At 67.6% G+C, this 20,827-nt stretch carries 17 protein-coding genes; 12 read left to right on the plus strand and 5 right to left on the minus strand.

Translation table 11 applies throughout. The features are described from left to right. Positions 1–90 precede the first annotated feature (90 nt). Positions 91–1,011: a LysR family transcriptional regulator gene (locus DBY63_RS16540; RefSeq protein WP_027597405.1), complete on the plus strand. Its 921-nt coding sequence runs from the start codon at positions 91–93 to the stop codon at positions 1,009–1,011. Here the strand turns inward: DBY63_RS16540 and DBY63_RS25015 are convergent. Next, positions 1,008–1,325 carry a hypothetical protein gene (locus DBY63_RS25015; RefSeq protein ID WP_177411465.1) on the minus strand — a complete coding sequence of 106 codons (318 nt, stop codon included), beginning with the start codon at positions 1,323–1,325 and terminating at the stop codon, positions 1,008–1,010. The two genes, DBY63_RS16540 and DBY63_RS25015, sit on opposite strands and share 4 nt — an antisense overlap. Before the next feature lie 283 nt (positions 1,326–1,608). Here DBY63_RS25015 and DBY63_RS16550 point away from each other — a divergent pair, with 283 nt between their 5' ends. The 9 genes from DBY63_RS16550 (at position 1,609) to DBY63_RS16590 (ending at position 13,735) form a co-directional block, all read left to right on the plus strand. Further along, on the plus strand, positions 1,609–2,826 hold the full coding sequence (locus tag DBY63_RS16550) for an efflux RND transporter periplasmic adaptor subunit (RefSeq protein WP_027600643.1): 1,218 nt from the start codon (positions 1,609–1,611) through the stop codon (positions 2,824–2,826). Positions 2,827–2,967: 141 nt separating this feature from the next. Further along, positions 2,968–6,144 carry an efflux RND transporter permease subunit gene (locus DBY63_RS16555; protein ID WP_108581642.1) on the plus strand — a complete coding sequence of 1,059 codons (3,177 nt, stop codon included), beginning with the start codon at positions 2,968–2,970 and terminating at the stop codon, positions 6,142–6,144. Then, on the plus strand, positions 6,141–7,574 hold the full coding sequence (locus DBY63_RS16560; RefSeq protein ID WP_027597402.1) for a TolC family protein: 1,434 nt from the start codon (positions 6,141–6,143) through the stop codon (positions 7,572–7,574). Before DBY63_RS16555 ends, DBY63_RS16560 begins: the two co-directional genes overlap by 4 nt. Positions 7,575–8,008: 434 nt before the next feature. Further along, positions 8,009–10,816, plus strand: coding sequence for a monovalent cation/H+ antiporter subunit A (locus tag DBY63_RS16565; RefSeq protein ID WP_027597401.1), 2,808 nt, complete (start codon positions 8,009–8,011; stop codon positions 10,814–10,816). A gap of 1 nt (position 10,817) precedes the next feature. After that, positions 10,818–11,147: a Na+/H+ antiporter subunit C gene (locus DBY63_RS16570; RefSeq protein ID WP_027597400.1), complete on the plus strand. Its 330-nt coding sequence runs from the start codon at positions 10,818–10,820 to the stop codon at positions 11,145–11,147. Then, positions 11,144–12,643: a monovalent cation/H+ antiporter subunit D gene (locus DBY63_RS16575; RefSeq protein WP_108581643.1), complete on the plus strand. Its 1,500-nt coding sequence runs from the start codon at positions 11,144–11,146 to the stop codon at positions 12,641–12,643. The genes DBY63_RS16570 and DBY63_RS16575 overlap by 4 nt, the downstream gene beginning before the upstream one ends. Continuing rightward, a complete protein-coding gene (locus DBY63_RS16580; RefSeq protein ID WP_027597398.1) occupies positions 12,640–13,137 on the plus strand; it encodes a Na+/H+ antiporter subunit E in 498 nt (165 codons plus the stop codon). The genes DBY63_RS16575 and DBY63_RS16580 overlap by 4 nt, the downstream gene beginning before the upstream one ends. Beyond that, positions 13,122–13,391: a K+/H+ antiporter subunit F gene (locus tag DBY63_RS16585; protein ID WP_007159900.1), complete on the plus strand. Its 270-nt coding sequence runs from the start codon at positions 13,122–13,124 to the stop codon at positions 13,389–13,391. The genes DBY63_RS16580 and DBY63_RS16585 overlap by 16 nt, the downstream gene beginning before the upstream one ends. Positions 13,392–13,405: 14 nt before the next feature. Continuing rightward, complete coding sequence (locus tag DBY63_RS16590) at positions 13,406–13,735, plus strand: Na+/H+ antiporter subunit G (RefSeq protein ID WP_017642340.1); 330 nt, start codon at positions 13,406–13,408, stop codon at positions 13,733–13,735. A gap of 23 nt (positions 13,736–13,758) precedes the next feature. Here the strand turns inward: DBY63_RS16590 and DBY63_RS16595 are convergent, their stop codons facing one another. After that, a complete protein-coding gene (locus tag DBY63_RS16595; RefSeq protein WP_027597397.1) occupies positions 13,759–15,336 on the minus strand; it encodes an ABC transporter substrate-binding protein in 1,578 nt (525 codons plus the stop codon). Between the two features lie 383 nt (positions 15,337–15,719). Here DBY63_RS16595 and rpmB point away from each other — a divergent pair, with 383 nt between their 5' ends. Next, positions 15,720–15,956, plus strand: coding sequence for a 50S ribosomal protein L28 (rpmB, locus tag DBY63_RS16600; protein WP_007159903.1), 237 nt, complete (start codon positions 15,720–15,722; stop codon positions 15,954–15,956). Positions 15,957–15,967: 11 nt separating this feature from the next. Further along, positions 15,968–16,123, plus strand: a complete 156-nt coding sequence (gene rpmG, locus DBY63_RS16605) for a 50S ribosomal protein L33 (protein ID WP_007159904.1) — start codon at positions 15,968–15,970, stop codon at positions 16,121–16,123. A gap of 104 nt (positions 16,124–16,227) precedes the next feature. On the opposite strand, the gene DBY63_RS16610 is transcribed toward rpmG, so the two are convergent. The 3 genes from DBY63_RS16610 to DBY63_RS16620 all read right to left on the minus strand — a co-directional run bounded on the left by DBY63_RS16610 (position 16,228) and on the right by DBY63_RS16620 (position 20,702). Beyond that, entirely contained in the window at positions 16,228–17,622 is a 1,395-nt protein-coding gene (locus DBY63_RS16610; RefSeq protein WP_027600639.1) for an aminoacyl-tRNA deacylase and HDOD domain-containing protein, read from the minus strand. Positions 17,623–17,697: 75 nt separating this feature from the next. Next, a complete protein-coding gene (gene recG, locus DBY63_RS16615; RefSeq protein WP_108581644.1) occupies positions 17,698–19,773 on the minus strand; it encodes an ATP-dependent DNA helicase RecG in 2,076 nt (691 codons plus the stop codon). Beyond that, positions 19,770–20,702 (minus strand): hydrogen peroxide-inducible genes activator, encoded by a 933-nt coding sequence (locus tag DBY63_RS16620; RefSeq protein WP_007159908.1) that lies wholly within the window; start codon positions 20,700–20,702, stop codon positions 19,770–19,772. The genes recG and DBY63_RS16620 overlap by 4 nt, the downstream gene beginning before the upstream one ends. Between the last annotated feature and the right edge of the window lie 125 nt (positions 20,703–20,827).

Genomic DNA, 20,827 nt, shown 5'->3' on the forward strand with positions numbered 1-20,827 from the left:
AGGACTCTAACCAGCCTTCCCTTAGGATTCTATGCATCCCCATCGATAATGGACATCGGGGGTATCGATCCACTCCCTGCCGGGGCCCGAATGAACCGTACCGATCTGCGTCGCGTCGACCTCAACCTGCTCATCGTGTTCGAGACCCTGATGCTCGAGCGCAGCGTCACCCGTGCCGCGGAAAAGCTGTTTCTCGGCCAGCCGGCGATCAGCGCGGCCCTGGCACGGCTGCGCACCCTGTTCGACGATCCGCTGTTCGTCCGCACCGGGCGCAGCATGGAGCCCACGCCGCGGGCCCAGGAGATCGCCGCCCTGCTGTCGCCGGCACTGGACCAGATCTCCAGCGCGGTGAGCCGGACCCAGAGTTTCGAGCCGGCCAGCGCCGACCGGGTATTCCGCGTCGGCCTCTCCGACGACGTCGAATTCGCCCTGCTGCCACCGCTGCTCAGGCGCATCCGCATCGAGGCGCCGGGCACTACCCTGGTGGTGCGCCGGATGAACTACCTGACCGCCGCCGGCATGCTGGCCTCCGGCGAGATCACCGTGGCGGTGGGCTATACCGAGGAGCTGCCGGCCAACGCCAAGCGCCGACCGGTGCGCCGCTTCGGCTTCAAGGTGCTGCGCGCAGACAGCAAACCCGGTCGCCTGACCCTGGACGAATACTGCGCGCGGCCCCATGCCCTGGTGTCCTATGCCGGCGATCTCACCGGCTATATCGACGAACTCCTCGACAAGCTCGGCCGCCAGCGCCGGGTGGTGCTGGCGGTACCCCAGTTCAACGGCCTGGGGTCGCTGCTGGCGGAAACCGATCTGCTGGTGATGGTGCCGGACTACACCGCGCGCCTGCTGGCCAGCACCGGTGGCCTGAGGTACGAGGACCCGCCAGAAGAACTGCGCGACGGCAGCCATGAATTGCCCATGGCCTGGAGCGGCGCCCAGGACCACGACCCCGGCGAGCGCTGGCTGAGGTCGCGCATCCAGATGTTCATTGGCGATCCGGACAGTCTTTAGCGCTTGCCAGCGTCGGGCACCTGATCGCCGCGAGGCGTCCGACGCTCAGGGATGACGGCGCCCTCGGTACCGTCCGCACCCTTGGCGCCGGGAACGCCGCCAGGCCCGGCGGCACCGCCCTGGCCTCCGCTACCGCCCTTGCCCGGTAGCGCGCCGCTACCGCCTGCGCCACCCGCACCGCCGGCTCCTCCGTTGCCGGCCAGGAGCAGGTAGTGGGAATGGGCGGGCACAGGCGTCGGCAAGACCGGCTGGGCGGCCGTTGCCGCGCTGGCCAGTAGCGCGGTGATCAGTACCAGGTGGCGGGATAGCGACATCGTCATCCTCCTGCGGCGGGGGTCTCGACCGGGGCCTGGCGACCACCGCGGCGCGCTTGGGCAAGGACAGGGTCTGCAGCCCCACCACTCTAGCCCAGGGCGGACGCCGAGCTGAAGGGCTCTAGATCGCCGCTCTACGCTCAGCGCCATCACCGCCAGCGATACCTACAGCAAAACCATCACCGTCATCGATAAATGAGTTCGAGCCCTTCGATTCGTCGGCGCCCTTCCCCGGCGGCAGACTCGCCTCCCTGACCTCTTTCCACCTCGGGCGGACTCGAACATGGATCTCTTCGCGAAAACCCTCGGCCCCCTGGCCCTGACCTCCACGCTGTTCCTTGCCGCCTGCGGCGATTCCCATCCCCAGGCCAGCGCGGCACCGCCCGCGCCCAAGGTGAGCGCCGCCGAGGTGCTGCGCCAGCCGGTGGTGGAATGGGACGAGGTGACCGGCCGCCTGGAAGCGCCCGAGTCCGTGGTGGTGCGTCCCCGCGTCTCCGGCTATGTCGACCGCGTGCTCTTCCACGAGGGTGCCCGGGTCAAGCGCGGCGACCTGCTGCTGCAGATCGATCCGCGCCCCTTCCAGGCCGAGGTCAAGCGCCTCGAAGCTGAGCTGCAACAGGCCCGCGCCAACGCCAGTCGCACCGCCGACGAAGCCGCCCGTGGCGAACGCCTGCGCAGCAGCAACGCCATCTCCGCGGAAATCGTCGAGGCCCGCCGCAGCGCCGCCCAGGAAGCCAAGGCCAGCGTCGCTGCCGCCCAGGCGCAACTGGACGCCGCGCGCCTGAACCTGGGCTTCACCGAGGTCCGCGCCGCCATCGACGGGCGCGTCGGCCGTGCCGAGGTCACTGCCGGCAACCTGGTCAACGCCGGAGACACCCGCCTCACTACCCTGGTCTCCACCGACAAGGTCTATGCCTATTTCGACGCCGACGAGCGCGTCTTCCTCAAGCAGCAGGCCCTCGCCCGCCAGGGCCAGCGCGGCGCGGCCAGCCCGGTCTACCTGGCGCTGTCCAACGAAGACGACTTCTCCCACGAAGGCCACATGGACTTCATGGACAACCAGCTCGATCCGCGCACCGGCACCATCCACGGTCGCGCCGTGTTCGACAATGCCGACGGCCGCTTCACCCCGGGACTCTATGCCCGGCTACGGCTGGTGGGCAGCGGCACCTACGAAGGCACCCTGATCCAGGACGCCGCCGTAGGCACCGACCTGGGCAAGAAATTCGTGCTGGTGGTGGACGGCCAGAACAAGGCCGCCTATCGCAACGTCGATCTGGGCCCACGCCTGGAAGGTCTGCGCATCGTGCGCAAGGGGTTGGAAGCCGGCGATCGCATCGTGGTCAACGGCCTGCAGCGAGTGCGTCCGGGCATGACCGTCGACGCCCAGTCGGTGCCCATGGCCGATGCCACCACCCTGGCCGCCCTCAAGCGCCAGCGCGACGCGGTCCTCGCCAGCCTGCCGGCGCCCACCCAGCCGCTCAAGGTGGGTAGTCGCTAGACCCCAGGCTCAACCTTCTTCCCATTTCAGACTTTCACCGTCCAGGCATCGCGTCTATCGCGGTCATGGACCGCTCCTACCGTAGGAGCGGCCCATGGCCGCGATGGACGCGACGGCCGCCTGTTGCCCAAGGAAAGCCCGATGAACTTCTCCCAGTTCTTCATCCGCCGGCCGATCTTCGCCGCCGTGCTCTCGCTGATCATCCTGATCGGCGGGGCCATCTCGCTGTTCCAGCTGCCGATCAGCGAATACCCCGAGGTCGTCCCGCCCACCGTGGTGGTGCGCGCCACCTTCCCCGGCGCCAACCCCAAGGTGATCGGCGAGACCGTCGCCGCGCCCCTGGAGCAGGCCATGAACGGCGTGGAGCACATGCTCTACCTGTCGTCCCAGTCCACCGCCGACGGCAAGCTGACCCTGACCATCACCTTCGCCCTGGGGACCAATCTGGATACCGCCCAGGTGCAGGTGCAGAACCGCGTCACTCGCACCCTGCCCAAGCTGCCGGAAGAGGTGCAGCGCCTCGGCGTGACCGCCGACAAGGCTTCGCCGGACCTGGCGATGGTGGTGCACCTGACCTCGCCGGATCAGCGCTACGACATGCTCTATCTGTCCAACTACGCCCTGATCAACGTCAAGGACGAGCTGGCGCGACTGGACGGCGTGGGCGACGTCCAGCTGTTCGGCATGGGCGACTATTCCCTGCGCGTCTGGCTCGATCCGGACAAGGTGGCCTCGCGCGGCCTGACTGCCAGCGACGTGGTCACCGCCATCCGCGAGCAGAATCGCCAGGTCGCCGCCGGTGCCCTCGGCGCGCCGCCGGCCCCGGGCAGCACCAGCTTCCAGCTGGCCATCAACACCCAGGGCCGCCTGGTGGACGAGGAAGAATTCGCCAACATCATCGTGCGCGCCGGCAGCGACGGCCAGATCACCCGGCTGCGCGACATCGCCCGCATCGAACTGGGCTCCAACCAGTACGCCCTGAGGTCCCTGCTGAACAACCAGCCGGCGGTGGCCATCCCGATCTTCCAGCGCCCCGGCAGCAACGCCATCGACCTGTCCAACCAGGTGCGCGCCAAGATGGCCGAGCTCAAGCAGAGCTTCCCCCAGGGCATGGACTACGAGATCGTCTACGACCCGACCATCTTCGTGCGCGGCTCCATCGAAGCCGTGGTGCACACCCTGTTCGAAGCCATCATCCTGGTGGTGCTGGTGGTGATCCTGTTCCTGCAGACCTGGCGCGCCTCCATCATTCCCTTGGCGGCGGTGCCGGTGTCGCTGATCGGCACCTTCGCGGTGATGCACGCCTTCGGCTTCTCGCTCAATGCGCTGTCCTTGTTCGGCCTGGTGCTGGCCATCGGCATCGTGGTGGACGACGCCATCGTGGTGGTGGAAAACGTCGAGCGGAACATCGGCCTCGGCCTCGATCCGGTGGCCGCCACCCGCCGTGCCATGGGCGAGGTGACCGGGCCCATCATCGCCACCGCCCTGGTGCTCTGCGCGGTGTTCGTGCCGACCGCCTTCATCTCCGGTCTCACCGGGCAGTTCTATCGCCAGTTCGCCCTGACCATCGCCATCTCCACGGTGATCTCGGCCTTCAATTCCCTGACCCTGTCGCCGGCCCTGGCCGCGGTGCTGCTCAAGGGCCACGACGCGCCCAAGGACCGTTTCTCGCGACTGCTCGACCGGCTGTTCGGCGGCTGGCTGTTCGCCCCCTTCAATCGCTTCTTCGAGAAAGCCAGCCACGGCTACGTCGGCGCCGTGCGCCGGGTGCTGCGCGGCGGCTCCATCGTGCTGGTGCTCTATGTGGTGCTGCTCGGCCTGACCGGCCTGGGCCTGGTGAAGACGCCGACCGGCTTCGTGCCGCCCCAGGACAAGCAGTACCTGGTGGCCTTCGCCCAGTTGCCCGATGCCGCCACCCTGGATCGCAGCGAAGAGGTCATCCGCCGCATGTCGGCCATCGCCCTCAAGCACCCCGGCGTGGAAAGCACCGTGGCCTTCCCCGGTCTGTCCATCAACGGCTTCACCAACAGCCCCAACAGCGGCATCGTCTTCGTGACCCTGAAGCCCTTCGAGGAGCGTCGTGATCCCTCGTTGTCCGCCGGCGCCATCGCCGCGCAGCTGAACGGCGAATTCGCCGCCATCCAGGAATCCATCATCGCCATCTTCCCGCCGCCGCCGGTGCAGGGACTGGGCAGCATTGGCGGCTTCCGCCTGCAGGTGGAGGACCGCGGCAACCTGGGTTACGAGGAACTCTACGCCCAGACCCAGAGCGTGCTGGCCAAGGCCCGGCAGCTGCCGGAACTGGCGCCGGAGTCGCTGTTCACCAGCTACCAGGTCAACGTGCCGCAGATCGATGCCCACATCGACCGCGAGAAGGCCAAGACCCACGGGGTGCCCATCGACGCCATCTTCGACACCCTGCAGGCCTACCTGGGCTCGGTCTACGCCAACGACTTCAACCGCTTCGGCCGTACCTTCCAGGTCAACGTCCAGGCCGACCAGCGCTTCCGCCTGGAACCCGAGCAGATCGGCCAGCTCAAGGTGCGCAACGACCGCGGCGAGATGGTGCCCCTGTCCACCTTCGTCAAGATCAGCGATACCGCCGGTCCCGACCGGGTGATGCACTACAACGGCTTCCTCACCGCCGAGATCAACGGCGCGCCGGCGCCGGGCTACAGCTCCGGCCAGGCCCAGGCGGCCATCGAGGGACTGCTCAAGCAGGAGTTGCCCAACGGCATGACCTTCGAATGGACCGAGCTGACCTACCAGCAGATCCTCTCCGGCAATACCGCCCTGCTGGTGTTCCCGCTCTGCGTGCTCCTGGCCTTCCTGGTGCTGGCCGCCCAGTACGAGAGCTGGAGCCTGCCGCTGGCGGTGATCCTGATCGTGCCCATGACCCTGCTCTCGGCCATCACCGGGGTGATCCTGGCCGGCAGCGACAACAACATCTTCACCCAGATCGGTCTGATCGTGCTGGTGGGCCTGGCGTGCAAGAACGCCATCCTCATCGTCGAGTTCGCCAAGGACCAGCAGGCCACCGGCAAGGACCGCGTCGCCGCGGTGCTGGAGGCCTGCCGCCTGCGGCTGCGCCCCATCCTGATGACCAGCTTCGCCTTCATCATGGGCGTGGTACCCCTGGTGACCTCCACCGGCGCCGGCGCCGAGATGCGCCACGCCATGGGCGTCGCGGTGTTCTCCGGGATGCTCGGGGTGACCTTCTTCGGTCTGCTGCTCACGCCGCTCTTCTATGTGCTGGTACGCGCCTTCGTGGAGCGTCGCCAGGCTCGCTCCGCCGTTGCCCAGGAGGCCCAGGCATGAAGGCTTTCGCTCCCCTGCTGCTGGCGCTGGCGGTCTCCGCCTGCGCCGTCGGCCCGCACTACCAGGCGCCTGAGCAGGCACCCGTCCAGCTCAAGGCCAGCCAGCAGCCCAGCGCCTACGACCAGGGCCGCTTCGAGGCGCTCTGGTGGCGCCAGTTCGAGGACCCGACCCTCAACGCCCTGGTGGCCAGCAGCCTGGACGGCAACCGCGAATTGCGCGCCGCCTTCGCCCGGCTGCGCGCCGCCCGCGCCCTGCGCGACGACGACGCCAACGACCTCTATCCGACGGTCACCAGCCGTGCCAGCAGCCAGCTCGGCAAGGCCCAGCAACCCGGTTTCACCGAGGAACGGGTCAACAGCGACCGCTATGACCTAGGCCTGGACATGGCCTGGGAGCTGGACCTGTTCGGTCGCGTCCGCCATGCCCTGGAAGCCAGCGATGCCCGCGCCGAAGCCGCGGCGTCGGATCTCGCCGCGCTGCAGGTCAGCCTGATCGCCGAGCTGGTGGACGCCTATGGCGATCTGCGCGGCGCCCAGCTGCGCGAACGCATCGCCCGCGACAACCTCGGCAACCAGCGCGAAGCGCGCCGCCTGACCGTGACCCTGAGGGACGAAGGCATGGGCAGCGACCTGGACGTGCAGCGCAGCGAAGCGCGGCTGGCGGCCACCGAAGCCAGCCTGCCGGAATTCCAGGCCCAGGCCACCCGCGCGCGCAATCGCATCGCCACCTTGCTCGGCCAGCGCCCGGATGCCCTCAGCGTGGATCTCTCACCCAAGGCCCTGCCGGCCATCGCCAAGCGCCTGCCCATCGGCGATCCCGGCGAATTGCTGCGCCGCCGGCCGGACGTGGCCGCCGCCGAACGCCGGCTGGCCGCCGCCACCGCCGACGTGGGCGTGGCCACCGCCGATCTCTTCCCGCGGGTCAGCCTCTCGGGCTTTCTCGGCTTCACCGCCGGGCGCGGTTCGCAGATCGGCAGCAGCGCCGCCCGGGCCTGGGGACTCGGCCCGAGCATCACCTGGCCGGCCTTCGACCTGGGCAGCGTCCGTGCCCGCCTGCGCGGCGCCCGCGCCGGCTCCGAAGAAGCCCTGGCCAACTACGAGCAGCAGGTGCTGACCGCCCTGGAAGAGAGCGCCAACGCCTTCAGCGACTACGGCCGTCGCCAGGAGCGCCTGCAGGCGCTGATCCGTCAGTCGGTGGCCAGCCGCGCCGCCGCCGACCAGGCCGAGATCCGCTACCGCGAAGGGGGCACCGACTTCCTGGTGCTGCTCGACGCCCAGCGCGAACGCCTGGCCGCCGAGGACCAGCAGGCCCAGGGCGAGATCGAGCTCTATCGCGGCATCGTCGCCCTCTACAAGGCCCTGGGTGGCGGCTGGGACGTGCAACCCGCGCGTCTCGCCCAGGGCAACGCTTCCCCCGCGCCGGCGCTCTGACGCCGGCGCTTACCCCCGGCACGCGTGTTCCCCTGCTCCTTTGGCGTGTCGGTTTTTTTCTTCCCCCCGCCCCGCTGCGACGCCCCTGGCACCGCAGCGGGGCACCCCCTGCCCGGCGACGCGAGCAAAAGCCCGTTGCAGAGGTCTCAAAGAGGTCCGGGCCCCGGCCCGCCGGTGCCTGCCCCCCAGGCTGGACGCCTTGCGGCTGTTTCCTAATATTTTGTAAGGGAGACAGGCCTAGGAATCTGTGGTCTCTCTTTTATTATCACCTTAGGTTATTAAACCGCCGGTTCTTGTACGAAACTCAGAGATCGCTTCGCGCGCCCCTTGCCGTCCCGGCAAGCGTCCCGGCGCGGGGATCGAATGCCGCTCGAGGCCTCTAGGGAGCCCCATCTACCAACCGCCGTGAGGCGGCTCAGCTAAAGGATGCAGGCATGGTATTGGCGCTGATCATCGCGTTGCCCTTCCTGGGAACACTGCTGTCGCTGGCGACCGATCGCTTCGGCCGGCGCGCCTGCGCCCTGGGCACCGCCGTGGCCCCCGCCCTGGCCCTGGCCCTGCTGGCCACGCAACTGCCCGCGGTTCTCGACGGCAGCGTGCTGCTGCACCGGGTCGACTGGCTGCCGGCGCTGGGGCTGAATCTCAGCCTGCGCCTGGACGGCCTGGGGCTGATGTTCGCCCTGATGATCCTGGTCATCGGCCTGCTGGTGATCCTCTATGCCACCTACTACCTGAGCAAGGACGAGCCGGTCGGGCGCTTCTTCGCCTACCTGCTGCTGTTCATGGGCGCCATGCTGGGCGTGGTGCTGGCGGAAAACCTGCTGCTGCTGATGGTGTTCTGGGAGCTGACCAGCCTGTCGTCCTTCCTGCTGATCGGCTTCTGGAGCCACAGCAAGGAAGCCCGCCAGGGCGCACGCATGGCGCTGACCGTCACCGGCGGCGGCGGCCTGGCCCTGCTCGCCGGCATCCTGTTGCTCGGCCATATCGTCGGCAGCTTCGAGCTGAGCGACGTCCTCGCCGCCGGCCCGCTGATCACCGGCCATGCGCTCTATCCGCTGGCGCTGATCCTGGTGTTGCTGGGCGTCTTCACCAAGTCCGCGCAATTCCCCTTCCACTTCTGGCTGCCCCAGGCCATGGCCGCGCCGACGCCGGTCTCGGCCTATCTGCACTCGGCGACCATGGTCAAGGCCGGGGTCTTCCTGCTGGCGCGACTCTATCCGGCGCTGGCCGATTCCGAGTGGTGGTTCTACATCGTCACCCTCACCGGCCTCACCACCCTGGTGGTGGGCGCCATCCTGGCGCTGTTCCAGCACGACCTCAAAGGCCTGCTGGCCTATTCCACCATCAGCCACCTGGGGCTGATCACCCTGCTGTTCGGCCTCGACACCCAGCTGTCCACCGTGGCGGCGGTGTTCCATATCCTCAACCACGCCACCTTCAAGGCCTCCCTGTTCATGGCCGCCGGCATCATCGACCACGAGACCGGCAGCCGCGACATGCGCCGCCTGGCCGGCCTCTGGCGCTACATGCCGCACACCGCGGTGCTGGCCATGGTCGCCGCCGCGGCCATGGGCGGGGTGCCCCTGCTCAACGGTTTCCTGAGCAAGGAGATGTTCTTCAACGAGACCCTCAACCACGGCCTGTTCGGCAGCTTCAGCTGGATCGTACCGGCGGTGGCGGTGCTCTACGGGGTCTTCTCGGTGGCCTATTCGCTGCGCTTCATCCATGACGTCTTCTTCAACGGCGAGCCACGCGACCTGCCCCACTATCCGCCCCACGAACCGCCGCGCTACATGAAGATCCCGGTGGAGATCCTGGTGCTGCTCTGCCTGCTGGTGGGCGTGGTGCCCGGCTACACCGTGGCGCCGCTGCTGGCCGCCGGCGCCAGCGCCGCCCTCGGCGGCAGCCTACCCGACTACAGCCTGGCCATCTGGCACGGCTTCAACACCGCCCTGGTGATGAGCATCCTGGCCATGGTCGGCGGGGTGCTGGTCTATGCCTTCCGTCAGCCGCTGTTCCGCTGGCAGGAAGGCCTGCCCGACGTCGATGCGCGGCTGGTCTTCGAACAGGGCCTGAATCGGCTGATCGGCTTCGCCCAGCGCCTCACCGGGCGCCTGGAGAGCGGCTCGCTGCAGGGTTATATCGCCCTGATGCTGACGGCCACCCTGGTGCTGCTGGTGGCGGCGCTGTCCGGCCTGGACAGCCTCCACGGCCCGGTCGCCCTGTCGCCCTTCGATCCGCTCACCGCCCTGGGCCTGGGCATCCTCATGCTGACCGCGGTGCTGACGGTGTTCTTCCACCGCAACCGCCTCAAGGCGCTGATGACCCTGAGCACCGTGGGCCTGATCGTGTCCCTGCTGTTCGCCCGCTATTCGGCGCCGGACCTGGCGCTGACCCAGCTGTCGGTGGAGGTGGTGACCATCATCCTGCTGGTGCTGGCGCTGTTCTTCATGCCCGATCGCACCCCCATCGAATCCAGCAGCCTGCGCGGCCTGCGCGACGTCCTGCTGGCCGGCGGCCTGGGGCTGCTGGTGGCGCTGCTGGCCTATGCCGTGCTGACCCGTCCCTATGAGGGCATCGGCGACTTCTTCCTGGCCAATTCGGTGTCCGGGGGCGGCGGCTACAACGTGGTCAACGTCATCCTGGTGGACTTCCGCGGCTTCGACACCCTCGGCGAGATCACCGTGCTGGCCATCGCCGCGGCGGGCGTCTACGGCCTGCTCAAGCACCTGCACCTGCCGCATCCGCTGGTCGATCCCAAGGGCACGCCCTGGTCGCGCGACAGCCACCCGATGATCCTCAACAACGTGGCGCGGGTGCTCTTGCCGCTGGCGCTGCTGGTGTCGGCCTTCATCTTCGTGCGCGGCCACAACCTGCCCGGTGGCGGCTTCATCGCCGGTCTGATCACCGCCATCGCCCTGATCCTGCAGTACGTGGCCCATGGCGTGACCTGGACCCAGCGGCGCCTGCCGATCAGCTACCACGCGCTCTGCGGCCTCGGGGTACTGATCGCCGCCCTCACCGGGCTGGGCTCGCTGGCGTTCGGCCGGCCCTTCCTGACCACCGCCTTCGACTACTTCGCCATCCCCCTGATCGGCAAGACCGAACTGGCCACCGCGCTGATCTTCGATCTCGGGGTCTACCTCGCCGTCGTCGGCGCCACCCTGCTGATCCTCTCCAACCTGGGCCACGTCAGCCGGGACGAGAAGGACACGGACGGCTCCAGCCAGGAGGTGCTCTAGCATGGAAATCCTATTCTGCACGGCCCTCGGGGTCCTCACCGCCAGCGGCGTCTACCTGCTATTGCGGGCCCGTCTCTATCCGGTGGTGCTCGGCCTCACCCTGCTCTCCTATGCGGTCAATCTCTTCCTGTTCGCCATGGGTCGCCTGCGCACCGGCGTGCCGGCGGTCATCGGCCAGGCCGCTGAGCAGGCCGACCCGGTGCCCCAGGCGCTGGTGCTCACCGCCATCGTCATCGGCTTCGCCATGACCGCGTTCGTGGTCGCCCTGTCGCTGCGCGCCCTGGGCGAGTTGCGCACCGACCACGTGGATGGCGAGGAGCCGCGCCGATGAAGCACCTGATCATCCTGCCGATCCTCGTGCCGCTGTTCATGGGTGCCTTCCTGCTCATGCGGCCGCGGCTGTCTGCCCGTACCGCGCGCGGGCTGTCGCTGCTCGCCACCGCGACCCTGCTGCCGCTGGCGCTGCTGCTCCTGCAGCGAGCCAACGGCGGCCAGCTGGAGGTCTATGCCCTGGGCGACTGGCCGGCGCCCTTCGGCATCGTCCTGCTGCTGGATCGCCTGGCCGCGCTGATGCTGGCGACCGTGGCGGTACTGGCCGCCGGCGCGGCGCTCTACGCCTGCCGCGGCGACGACAACCGCGGTCCGGATTTCCACGCGCTGTTCCAATTCCAGCTGCTGGGCATCAACGGCGCCTTTCTCACCGGCGACCTGTTCAACCTCTTCGTCTTCTTCGAGATCCTGCTGATCGCCTCCTATGCCCTGCTGGTGCACGGCGCGGGACCGGCCCGAGTGCGCGCCGGCCTGCACTATGTGGTGCTCAACCTGGTGGGCTCGGCGCTGTTCCTGATCGGCATCGGCCTGCTCTATGGCCTGCTCGGCACCCTGAACATGGCCGATCTGGGCCTGAGGGTGGCCAACGCCGATCCCGCGCAGGCGCCGCTGCTGGCCGCCGCCGGCTTCCTGCTGCTGGTGGTGTTCGGCCTCAAGGGCGCCCTGCTGCCGCTGTATTTCTGGCTGCCCAGTGCCTATTCGGCGGCCAGTGCGCCGGTCGCCGCCCTGTTCGCCATCATGACCAAGGTCGGGCTCTACGCCATCGTCCGCGTCTTTCTGCTGGTGTTCGGCGCCGCCGCCGGCCCCCTCGCCCACTATGTGCTGCCCTGGCTCTGGCCGCTGGCGGCGGTCACCCTGGCCGCCGGGGTGTTCGGCGCCCTGGCGGCCCATCACCTCAAGGCCCTGCTCGGCTACCTGGTGGTCATCTCGGTGGGGATGCTGCTGACCGGCGTGGCCCTGGGCAGCGTCGCCGGACTCGCCGCCAGCCTCTTCTACCTGGTGCACAGCACCTGGATCGCCGGCGCCCTGTTCCTGCTGGCGGATCTCATCGCCCAGCAGCGCGGTGCCCAGGGCGCTACCCTCGGCAGCGGTCCGCCGCTGGCGCACCCCCGGCTGCTCGGCGGGCTGTTCTTCCTCGGCGCGGTCTCCGTCGCCGGGCTGCCACCCTTCCCCGGCTTTCTCGGCAAGGTGATGCTGCTGCAGGCCACCGGCACCGCCTGGCCGGCGCTGATCATCTGGCCGGTGGTGCTGCTCGGCGGACTGGGCATGATCATCGCCCTGTCCCGCGCCGGGACCACGCTGTTCTGGCGCGGCCGAGGCGCGGCCCTGGACGTCCGCCTCGATCCCATCCAGCTCACCGCCACCCTCGGCCTGCTGCTGGGTAGCCCGCTGCTGATGGCGCTGGCGGCGCCGCTGCATGGCTACGCCCTGGAGACCGCCCGGCAACTGCTGGACGTCGCACCCTACTTCGACATCGTCCGGGGAGTTGGCCCATGAAGCGCTGGCTACCGCACCCACTGCTCACCGTCCTGCTGACCCTGACCTGGCTGCTGCTCAACAACAGCCTGAGCCTGGGCCAGCTGCTGCTGGGTCTGCTGCTCGGCTGGGGCATCCCGCTGCTCTGCCAGGATTTTCTGCTGCACGCCCCCCGCTTGCGCCGCCCCCTGCTCCTGCTGCGCTACATGCTGGTGGTGCTGTACGACATCATCGTCGCCAACCTGCACGTCGCACGGCTGGTGCTGGGGCGGACCGAGGCGCTTAAGCCCGCCTTCATCGAGGTCCCCATCGACATCGAGGACGAATTCCTGCTCACCCTGCTCGCCTGCGTGGTGTCCCTCACCCCCGGCACCGTGTCGTCCGGCCTCAGCGGCGATCGCAAGACCCTGCTGCTGCACGGTCTGGATGTCGCCGACAAGGACGAGGTGATCCGCCAGGTCAAGACGCGCTATGAGGCCCCGCTCAAGGAGATCTTCGAATGCTCACCTACGTGACCCTGCTGTGCATGGGGATGATGGGCGTGGCCGCCGTGCTCAACGTCTATCGCCTGGTGAAGGGACCGGACATCCCGGATCGGGTGCTGGCCCTGGACACCCTCTATATCAACGTCCTGGCGATCATCATCCTGTTCGGCATCTGGCTGGCCACCGACGTCTTCTTCGAAGCCTCGCTGCTCATTGCCGTGACCGGCTTCGTCGGCACCGTGGCGCTGGGCAAGCACATGCTGCACGGCGAAATCATCGATTAACGGAGCGCTATCCCATGCCCTTCTGGCTCGAACTCCTGATCTGCGCCCTGCTGCTCATCGGCAGCAGCTTCGCCCTCATCGGCGCCATTGGCCTGTACCGGCTGCCGGACTTCTTCATGCGCCTGCACGGTCCGACCAAGGCCACCACCCTGGGCGTGGGCAGCACCATCATCGCCTCGATGCTGTTCTTCAGCGTCCAGGGCGAAGGCCTCAGCCTGCACGAGCTGCTGATCGCCCTGTTCATCTTCATCACCGCGCCGGTCAGCGCCCATATGCTGGCGCGCGCCGCCATCCAGCAGAAGGTCAAGCAGGTGGAGCGCACCGACGGCCAACCCTGGCGCTAGGGCTGGCCGCGCCGCACGCGCTGCTAGCGACCGCCGCTGACCTTGCTGAAGTCCTGGCGGCCGAAGGGATTGGGCTGGTAGCCCTCGACGCCATTCTTGGCCAGCACCGTCACCGTCGGGTGCGCCAGCGGCAGCCACAGCGCCTGGTCGTGGATGATGCGCTGCGCCTGGTGGTACACCGTGGCCCGCGCCATCTGGTCGGACAGGGTCTTGCCCTTGCTGATGGCGCCATCCAGGGTCTTGTCGCAATAGCGGGCGAAGTTCAGGCCCGACTGCACCGAGGCGCAGGAGAATTGCGGCGTCAGGTAGTTGTCCGGATCGCCGTTGTCGCCGGCCCAGCCCATGAACAGCAGATCGTGCTCGCCGGTCTTGGCGCGGCGGATCAGTTCGCCCCACTCGATCACCTGGATCTGCGCATCGACGCCGATCTTCTTCAGGTCGGCCTGCAGCATCTGCGCGCCCAGCTGCGGATTGGGATTGAGCAGGCTGCCGCTGGGTCTTGTCCAGATGGTGGTCTTGAAGCCGTCCTTGAGGCCCGCCTGGGCCAGTAGCGCCTTGGCCTTGGCCGGGTCATAGGGATAGGCCGGCACGTCCTTGGCATAGCCCCAGGTGGTGGGCGGATAGACGTTGTCGGCGGCCACCGCGGTGTCCTGGAACACCGCCTTGAGATAGCTCTGCTTGTCGAACGCCAGGTTGATGGCCTGGCGCACCTTGATGTTGTCCAGCGGCGGATGGCTGGTGTTGATGCCGACGAAGGCGGTCATGAAGGCCGGCGTCTGCAGCACCTGCAGACTCTTGTCCTCATGGGCGCTCTGCAGATCCTGGGGCTTGGGCGACAGGGCGATCTGGCACTCGCCGCGCTTGAGTCGCTGCAGGCGCACCGCCGAATCCGGGGTGATGGCGTAGATCAACCCGTCCAGCTTGGGCTTGCCGCCAAAGTAGTCCGGGTTGGCGGCGTAACGCACCACGGCGTCCTTCTGGTAGCGCTTGAAGACAAAGGGACCGGTGCCTATGGGCTCGTCGTTGAGCTGCTCGGTCTTGCCGGCCTTGAGCAGCTGCTCGGCGTACTCGGCCGAGTAGATGGAGGCGAAGCCCATGCTCAGGGTCGGCAGGAAGGTGGCGTCCGGGCTGTTGAGCACGATACGCACACCGAGGTCGCTGGTCTTTTCCACGCTCTTGATCAGCTTGGGCCACTGCATCGACTGGGCATGGGGATAGCCGCTCTTGGCCACCCCGTGCCAGGGATGGTCCTTGTCCAGCATGCGCTGGAAGCTGAACACCACGTCGTCGGCCGTCAGGGTACGGCTGGGGGTGAAGTAGTCGGTCTGGTGAAACTTCACGTCCGGACGCAGGGCGAAGTCGTAGGTCAGGCCGTCGTTGGAGATCGTCCAGCTCTGCGCCAGGCTCGGCACCAGCTTGGCTTCGCTGGCATCGTATTCCACCAGGCGATTCATCAGCACGTCGGCCGAGGCGTTGGTGGTGGTCAGGGAGTTGTACTGCACCACGTCGAATCCATCCGGACTGGCTTCGGTACAGACACTGAGCGTGGCGGCCTGCGCCAGCAGGGGCGCGAAGAGCAGTGGCAAGGCGGCGAAACGCATAGAACGATTCCTTGTAGAGCCGAAGTGGGCAGACGGCGCACGGATGACTGGCAACGGCGGACAGGGCGGTCGTCTGGCGGACGTGGATTGAGTTTGGCAGTCGCTCTAAACTAGACCACCCGTCCGTCCGTCACAATGCTTCCGACCGACGAACGGTTGGCATTCCGGCCGGGCCCGCACAGCGCCCGGTGCGCGGGCATTTCATCCGTCGCCCTACCTTGTTATGCCCGAGTACTTCTGGTATAAAACAGCGCTCTTTTTTCGGGGTATGGCCGCTTCAGGTCCCCGGCGTTTGCCGGCTCTCCCCGTCAAAACAGGAATCAATACAGTTACAAGCGGCCAACCCATGCCGGGTTTGGCATGAGGTTTATGAGGGCTGAGCCATGTCGAGAGTTTGCCAAGTAACCGGTAAGGGTCCGATTACTGGGAACAACGTTTCCCACGCTAACAACAAAACCCGTCGTCGTTTCCTGCCGAATCTGCAGCACCACCGTTTCTGGGTAGAATCCGAGAAGCGCTTCGTGCGTCTGCGCGTTTCTGCCAAGGGCATGCGTATCATCGACAAGCGCGGTATCGAAACCGTACTGTCCGAGCTGCGTAGCCGCGGCGAAAAATTCTAAGGGGATTCGTCATGCGTGAATTGATCCGTTTGATTTCCAGTGCCGGCACCGGTCACTTCTACACCACTGACAAGAACAAGCGCACCAAGCCCGAAAAGATCGAAATCAAGAAATTCGATCCGGTCGTGCGCAAGCATGTCATGTACAAGGAAGGCAAGATCAAGTAATTGATCGCCCCCTTGAACAAGAAACCCGCCTCGGCGGGTTTTTTGTTGTCTGGCGTCCGGCCCGGCAGCTCCGGCGCCCGGGGCGCCGGAGGCCGCTCGGCCCGCTACTTGAACTGACCGGTCAGCTCGCGCAGGGCGGCTTCGGCTCCAAGGATCTTCTGCATGCACTCCCGCGCCTTGGCCGGATCGATGCTCAGCCGCGCATAGAGCTCGTCGGGAATCGGCTGGGCCGGGCCGTTGCCGATGCCCTCGGCGCGCAGCAGCTGCACGGCCAGGAAGATCAGGTTGGGATAGACCGCCTGCTCGCCCTGGTAGCCCGGATCGCCCTGGAAGCGCAGCGCCGTCACCACCTCTTCGGGCATTTCCCAGCAGCGCATCAGGGCCGCGCCGATCTGCTCGCGGGTGATGCCCAGCAGGTGGTGCTCGATGACCTGGTGATCGAGCTGGCGGTTGGCTTCCAGGTGGCGGCAGATCAGCGAGAAGTGCGGCGGAAAGACGTGGGCCAGCACCAGATAGCCGAAGTTGTGCAGCAGGCCGCCGAGATAGGCCAGGCCCATCTCCGGCCGCTCCGCGCGCGGCATGGAGCGCGCCAGGCCCTCGATCAGGGCGGCGGTGTAGATGGCCTGCTTCCAGTAGGGGGTTTCCTGCTGGGCCTGGTCGCTGGGCAGGCTCAGGGTCTTGCCCAGGGCCAGGCCGAGGGCCAGGTTGATCACCAGGTCGAAACCCAGCACCCGCACGATGGCGTCTTCCACCGAGCGGATCTTGCCGGGCGCGGCATAGTAGGGCGAGGCGGCCCAACTGATCACCTGGGCCGCCAGGGCCGGATCGGTCTCCACCACGTTGGCCAGATCGTCCACCGTGGCCTCGGGATCGACCCGCAGCTTGATGACCTTTTCCGCCGTCTTGGACAGCGGCGGGATCTCCAGCGTCTCCTCCAGGCGCTGGCGGATGCGCCGCGCGGTGAAGGCGGTGGCGGCATGCAGGATCTCCGCCTCGTCGCGTTCCGGTTGCCGCAGATTGGGCTGGATACCGGCCGCCGGGATGCCGAAGCTGCCCGCGGTGGCCTGATTCAGCAGGCGCCTATAGTCAGACGTTTCCACTTCCAGCAGCAGCGAGCGCTCACCGGATTCCAGCAGCAGGCGCGGCGCTTCCAGCAGTCGCTCGTCATACAGGCAGGGGGAATTGGTCAGCGACGGCAGCCCCGGCAGGACATCCAGTTCGTAGCGCTCCAGGGTGCGCATCAGCCGCTCCGGCGCCACCACTGCCAGCTGCCGCCCGGTGAATTCCACCAGCCGGCGCAGGTCCAGCAGCTGATCCTCGGGCAAGAGCACCAGCAGCATGCCGACGCTGTCGCTCAGAAGCACCGTGTGTACCCGATTCGCCTGCGGCAGGCGCGTCGTCGCCGGGACCGGCCGATAGGCCAGGTTCAACTGGGCGAGCAACTGCTGGATCGAAGGGGGAACCTCAGGGAGGGGCGAAGCGAGCGCTACATCGGTCATGGCATTTTCTTCCTCACGTACGCCCTGGAGTATAACCATTCGGCTCCGTAGGTAGCGTCGTCTGTATAAGCTTTGTCAAACCTGGCCGTATTGCTGGCCATGGCGCAACCAGCGCTCCAGCAGCGGACCGGCATGACTGGGCCAGCGGGCCAGCAACTCCTGGGCGGCATCGCGCACCGCCGGCAGCCAATGGGCGTCGCGCATCAGATCGGCCACCTTGAACTGCAGCAGGCCGGTCTGACGGGTCCCCAGCATCTCGCCCGGGCCGCGCAACTCCAGGTCCTTCTCGGCGATGATGAAGCCGTCGTTGGTCTCGCGCATGATAGCCAGCCGCTCACGACCGATCTGCGACAGCGGCGGATGGAACAGCAGCACGCAGTGGCTGACGGCGCTGCCCCGCCCGACCCGGCCGCGCAGCTGGTGCAACTGGGCCAGACCCAGGCGCTCGGGATTCTCGATGATCATCAGACTGGCGTTGGGCACGTCCACCCCCACCTCGATCACCGTGGTGGCCACCAGCAATTGCAGGTTGCCGGCCTTGAACTCGGCCATCACCGCGGCCTTTTCCGTCGGCTTCATGCGTCCATGGATCAGCCCGACGTGCAATTCGGCCAGGGCCAGCTGCAATTCCTCGTAGGTGGTCTCGGCCGCCTGGCAGGTGAGCTCCTCGGATTCCTCGATCAGGGTGCAGACCCAGTAGGCCTGGCGCCCTTCGTGGCAGGCGGCGCGCACCCGCTCCACGACTTCCTCGCGACGGCTGTCGGTGACGCTCACGGTATTGACCGGCGTCCGTCCCGGCGGCAGTTCGTCGAGCACCGAGGTGTCCAGATCGGCATAGGCGCTCATGGCCAGGGTGCGCGGGATGGGGGTGGCGGTCATGATCAGCTGGTGCGGCGCCAGGCGACCGTCGACGCCCTTCTGGCGCAGCGCCAGGCGCTGCTGCACGCCGAAGCGGTGCTGTTCGTCGATCACCACCAGCGCCAGGCGGGCGAAACGCACCTCGTCCTGGAACAGCGCATGGGTGCCCACCACCATGGGCGCCCCGGCGGCGATGCGCTCCAGGGAGCTGGCGCGGGCCTTGCCCTTGAGCTTGCCGGCCAGCCAGGCCACCTCGATGTCCAGGGCGGCGAACCAGCGCTGGAAGTTGAGGAAGTGCTGCTCGGCGAGGATCTCGGTGGGCGCCATCAGCGCCACCTGGTAGCCGGCCTCGATGGCCTGCAGGGCGGCCAGGGCCGCGACCACCGTCTTGCCGGCGCCGACGTCGCCCTGCACCAGCCGCAGCATGGGCTCGGGCTGGGCCAGGTCATGGGCGATCTCGCGCCCGACGCGCTGCTGGGCGCCGGTGGGGGTGAAGCCGAGGTTGTCCAGATACAACTGTGGCAGCCGGCGGGCGGCCGGCAGGGGCACCGCACGCTGGGCGCGCAGGGTCTCGCGCAGCCGCTGCAGGGACAACTGGTGGGTGAGCAATTCTTCGAAGACCAGCCGCTCCTGGGCCCAGTGCCGGCCCTCGGCCAGCTCTTCCAGGTCCGCGTCCGGCGGCGGTCGATGCAGGTAGCGCAGGGCATCGGCCAGGGGACCCAGGCGATAGTGCGCGGCCATCTCCGGCGGCAGCCAGTCGGGCAGGGATTCGGGCCCGAGTCGTTCCAACGTCTGGGCGCTGAGCTGGCGCAGGCGCAGCTGGGTGAGGCCTTCGGTGGTCGGGTAGATGGGCGTCAGCGTCTGCTCGACCGGCGCCGGGGCGTTCTCGTCCTGGGCGCGGTATTCGGGATGGTAGATCTCCAGGCCTGAGGCGCCGGGGCGCACCTCGCCATAGCAGCGCAGCAGGGTGCCGCGCTTGAGGCCGTCCTTTTGCGCCTGGCTGAAGTGGAAGAATCTCAGCGACAGGGTGCCGCTGCCGTCCTGCAGGCGCACCAGCAGGCTGCGCCGCCGGCCCATGAGCACCTCGGCGGAGGCGACCATGCCCTCCACCACGGCGTCCTGACCGGGCCGCAGGGCGCCGATGGGCACGATGCGGGTGCGATCCTGATAGCGCAGCGGCAGGTGGAAGAGCACGTCCTGCAGGGTTTCCAGGCCGACCCGCGCGAGCTTCTCCTGCAGAGCGGCGCCGACCCCCTTGAGGGCGGTGACCGGCGTCGCGGCCAGTTCACTCATGCCGGCTGCACGACGCCCTTGGCTTCAGGCCGCGCCACCGAGCACAGACGGACCGAGTCGGCCAGCACCTCGATGGCCTTGGGCCGCGGAAAGCTGGCGCGCCAGGCGATGGCCACGGTGCGATAGGGCACCGGCCGCTCGAAGGGGCGCACCTCGATGATTCCCGGCGCATAGTGGTGACTCTCCACCGCCGAGAACGGCAGCACCGAGACGCCCAGGCCGGAGGCCACCATGTGGCGGATGGTTTCCAGCGAAGAGGATTCCACCGTGGAATTCTTGTTTTCCTCGTGCTTGCGCACGGTCGGACAGGCTTCCAGGACCTGGTCGCGGAAGCAGTGGCCTTCACCCAGCAGCAGCAGACTCTTGTCGCTGAGCTGGTTCTGCGGGATAGCCTTGAGCTTGGTCCAGGGGTGCCGGGCCGGCATCATCACATAGAAGGGTTCGTCGTACAGCGGCAGGGTCAGGACGTCCGGCTCGTTGAACGGCAGGGCGAGGATGACGGCATCCAGCTCACCGGTGCGCAGCTTGTCGCGCAGCAGGTGGGTGAAGTTTTCCTCGATGTACAGCGGCATCTCCGGCGCCACCCGGTTGAGCTGCGGGATGAGGTGCGGAAAGAGATAGGGCCCGATGGTATAGATGGCACCGATCTTCAGCGGCGCGGTGAGCTGGTTCTTGCCGGCCTGGGCCAGCTCGCGGATGCCCTGGGCCTGCTCCAGCACCTTTTGCGCCTGGGCGACGATGCCCTCGCCGGTGGGGGTCAGGCGCACGGCACTCTTGCTGCGCTCGAAGATCAGAATGCCCAGCTCGTCCTCGAGCTTCTTGACGCCGACCGACAGCGTCGGCTGGCTGACGTGGCAACGCTCGGCAGCTCGGCCAAAGTGCTGTTCCTGGGCGAGCGTGACGATATAGCGCAGTTCAGTCAGGGTCATAGTCAAATTCCATGGGGTGCCGGCCAATCTTAGCGGCTGTCTCTATCAACGGCCAAGCGCGACGGGCAGCAGCCTGCGCTCTCGGGTTGGACCACGGCCGGGCGCAGGCTACCCTGGCCGTCTGT

The organism is Pseudomonas sp. RIT411 (assembly GCF_003057735.2).
In the GTDB taxonomy this organism is placed as follows: Bacteria; Pseudomonadota; Gammaproteobacteria; order Pseudomonadales; family Pseudomonadaceae; genus Chryseomonas; species Chryseomonas oryzihabitans.